General features: G+C 51.9%; 4 protein-coding genes. 3 read left to right on the top strand and 1 reads right to left on the bottom strand.

The window, feature by feature from the left end; translation table 11 throughout:
- Positions 1–467: 467 nt before the first annotated feature.
- From FJ147_28025 to FJ147_28015, 3 genes are all read left to right on the top strand, one after another.
- Positions 468–1,505, top strand: coding sequence for a hypothetical protein (locus FJ147_28025; protein MBM4259731.1), 1,038 nt, complete (start codon positions 468–470; stop codon positions 1,503–1,505).
- Positions 1,490–2,149, top strand: a complete 660-nt coding sequence (locus FJ147_28020; protein MBM4259730.1) for a hypothetical protein — start codon at positions 1,490–1,492, stop codon at positions 2,147–2,149. The genes FJ147_28025 and FJ147_28020 overlap by 16 nt, the downstream gene beginning before the upstream one ends.
- A 73-nt stretch (positions 2,150–2,222) precedes the next feature.
- Entirely contained in the window at positions 2,223–2,888 is a 666-nt protein-coding gene (locus FJ147_28015) for a hypothetical protein (protein ID MBM4259729.1), read from the top strand.
- Here FJ147_28015 and FJ147_28010 read toward each other — a convergent pair.
- On the bottom strand, positions 2,869–3,066 hold the full coding sequence (locus FJ147_28010; GenBank protein MBM4259728.1) for a hypothetical protein: 198 nt from the start codon (positions 3,064–3,066) through the stop codon (positions 2,869–2,871). The genes FJ147_28015 and FJ147_28010 overlap by 20 nt on opposite strands.
- Positions 3,067–3,229: the final 163 nt, after the last annotated feature.

Here is a 3,229-nt window from a genome sequence, read left to right as displayed (position 1 = left end):
GCGCTTGGAGGTGGTGCGCCGTTCGGCAGACGCCAAAGGCTTTACCGTGTTGCCCCGCCGCTGGGTGGTGGAGCGGTCCTTCGGTTGGCTGGGGCGCTAGCGGCGCTTGTGTCGGGACTTCGAACATGCCACCGTTTCCAGTGACGCTATGGTGTACTTGGCCAGTATCCGGCGCACGCTGCGGATGGTGACGACGGAAAATACGAATTAAAAAACACTTTCTTATGAAGCATGCAACTCGAAAGACCATCAGAACGAAACAAGGACACACAATAGAATATGACGAAATGAAGGCAATGCTGTCCAAAGAAACTATTAACGAAATCGATGTCGCTTTGGGGAGCAGCTACGGCTTTTCAGACGATGAACTCGACTTCATCGTCAACTACGACATCAAATATCGTATGGGTGCGAACGATGGAAACGATGAGTGATGCCTGTTCTTAGTGCACGAGAAGGGGTGATTCGTGACGCTTGAGGAATTACGCCAGCTTGTTGCCGACGTGCAGCGTCGGCGTAGCGAGTTAGACAACGTAGAAGTCAAAGCCGCTCGCGGTGGTACGCCAAAGCGCTTGTTTGAGCTGCTGTCAGCATTCGCGAATCGCACTGGTGGTGGAGTGTTGCTCTTCGGCCTTGATGAGGAAAAAGACTTCTCGATTGTTGGTGTCGGCAACGCTCAGCGTTTGCAAGAAGAAGTTACGCATCTCGCCTCAGCAGAGATGGAGCCCGCCTTACGTCCACAGTTTGTTGTCGATGAAATCAATGGGGCGACGGTGGTTGCGGTAGAGATCGAGGAAATCGCTGCGAATCGGAAACCGTGCTTTTACAAACCAGCCGGGCTTGCGAGTGGTGCTTACATTCGCAGCGGCAACACCAACCGGCAAATGAGCGAGTATGAAGTGTTCGGCTACGTGAGTGGTCGTGGGCAGCCGAAACAGGATGAGGAGCTTGTAGCAGAAGCAACCTTGAATGATCTCGATCCTGTCTTGCTGGATAAGTATGTGAGCCAGTTGCGGAGCAGCCGACCTCATGCCGGTTATCTCGATGGTTCACGAGAGGATGTGTTAGCGCGATTGCAGATCTGTGGACGAGACGGTGGGGGTTACAGACCAACGCTGGCTGGGCTTTTGATGTTCGGCAAGTATCCACAAGAGTTCTTCCCACAATTGACGATTACGTTCTTGCAGTACTACGGCACGACTGAAGAAGAGCGTGCACCACGTGGAGAGCGGTTTGTCGACAACCAACGATTCGAAGGGCCGATTCCTGAGATGATTGATCGGGCCGAGATCTATGTCATGACCACAATGCGCAAGGCTGCCTTGATTGAAGGTACGTTTCGGCGCGACATTCCTGAATACCCCAGAGAAGCCTTGCGTGAAGCTATTGCCAATGCGATTGCCCACCGGGATTACAGCTCTTATGTGAAGGGCAGTTACATCCAAATCCGCATGTTTGCCGACCGGCTTGAAGTGCAAAGTCCAGGGGGTTGTTTGGCAATGTGACAGTAGAGAACCTTGAAGAGGAACACTCGACGCGCAACGTGCGGCTCATGCGGATGATGGAGGACCTACATATCGTCGAAAACCGCGGCAGTGGGATTAAGACGATGCTGCAAGCAATACGGGCAGCGAACCTTGAACCGCCACGTTTTCAGGATCGACGCTCATCCTTTTGGCTCACGTTCCGCAATCATACGTTGATGAATCCACAGGCAATTGCTTGGCTCAATCAATTTGCCAGCTTACCCTTAAATGATCGTCAGCGACTTGCTTTGGTTTACTTACGGCAGCATGAGCAAATTACCAACGGTGAATATCGGCGTCTCAATCATGTTGATGTGACTATGGCTGGGCAAGAACTGCGAAAGCTGGTTGAAACTGGATTGATTGAACAGCAAGGAGTAGGGCGGTGGACTTCGTATCAACTGAAAGCCTCTCCGAAACTACCAGAGGAGCAGGTGCTGCAAGCAGACGAGGAGAAGATCTTGGGGTATGTACGACAGCACGGCTCAATTAACAACGCTGAGTGTCGAGACCTCCTTCATATAGACCTGCACCGTGCCTCTCATCTTCTGAAAAAAATGCATGCTCAAAGAGTACTTAGACGGGAAGGGGAGCGCCGTTGGGCACGTTACTATCTGCCCTAAATTCTATTAGCACGCTATTAGCAGCTCCTTGCTAATAGAATTTGAATACGCCTATCTCAGGTATTCCAGGAAAATGGCCTTTCCAATTTCGATTGTTGAGTCTACTCAGGCTGATTTCTCTGCATCTCTCCGTTCTCCTCAGGGAACTCCTCTTTTTCCGCATATCTGGGCCATTGGGAACCTCGCGATTTTAGAGAAGCGGTTGCTAGGACTATTTTGTTCGACCCGGTGCCCTGGTGAGATCATTCTCCCAACCTATGACCTTGCTCGCGCGTTGCGTGATGCCGAAGTGCCCGTCATTAGCGGATTCCATTCGCCGATGGAGAAAGAGTGCCTCTCTCTTCTGTTACGTGGAACACAGCCAGTTATCATTTGCCCGGCCCGTAGTCTCGAAAGGATACGCATCTCTGCTGAGTGGACAGTCCCGCTTACGCAAGGCCGCTTACTACTTCTCTCACCCTTTACGGGAAAGGATCACCGTGCAACTGCACAATTAGCAGAAAAGCGGAATGAATTTGTTGCTCGCATTGCTGAAAAAGTCTTTGTTGCCCATGCTGCTCCTGGTAGCAAGACCGAGCGCTTTTGCCATGAGGTGTCTGACTGGGGCAAGGCATTACTGACATTGGAAAGCGACGAGAACACAAACTTGCTTCCGCTCGGTGCAAAGCCAGTACGACCAGAAGCTCTGGGAAAGGACTGGCAAAGATCTACCTCACAGGCTATCCGTAGCGCTGGATAGGCTCCTGCGACTTCCCTTGTGTTTTATTCTTGCCACTCGGAGCGGTTTCTTTCTGCGCCTGATTCTGTATGAGGTTTGGGGTTTTGCCCGCGGTGGTCGTGACCGGAGCGCCTTGACTCTGTGGCGGGAAATATCCTTCCGGTTTTGGCGCACCGATGTGCATTAACGTAGAAGTCACTCGTTGTTTGCTTAGGCGGTGGCAGGAAACAACTTACCGCAATAGTGATTGACCGGAGTGGAGAGCCTCTGCACAAGAGCAGGGATGAGAGACGAGACCATTGTGTGCTGGCTTCGGTCTAAGTATCGAAGTCTGGTCGAAGAGCTGGATGAACGCGGGCGAC

It is taken from the genome of Deltaproteobacteria bacterium (assembly GCA_016874775.1).
Lineage (GTDB): Bacteria > Desulfobacterota > Binatia > Bin18 > Bin18 > VGTJ01.
Note: the sequence above shows the minus strand (reverse complement) of the source record. Positions and strands in the feature narration are given on the sequence as shown.

What these genes read in the sequence shown, in the direction of transcription:
- FJ147_28015 (MBM4259729.1), top strand. Translation starts at nt 2,223, where the DNA reads ATGGCCTTTCCAATTTCGATTGTTGAGTCTACTCAGGCTGATTTCTCT.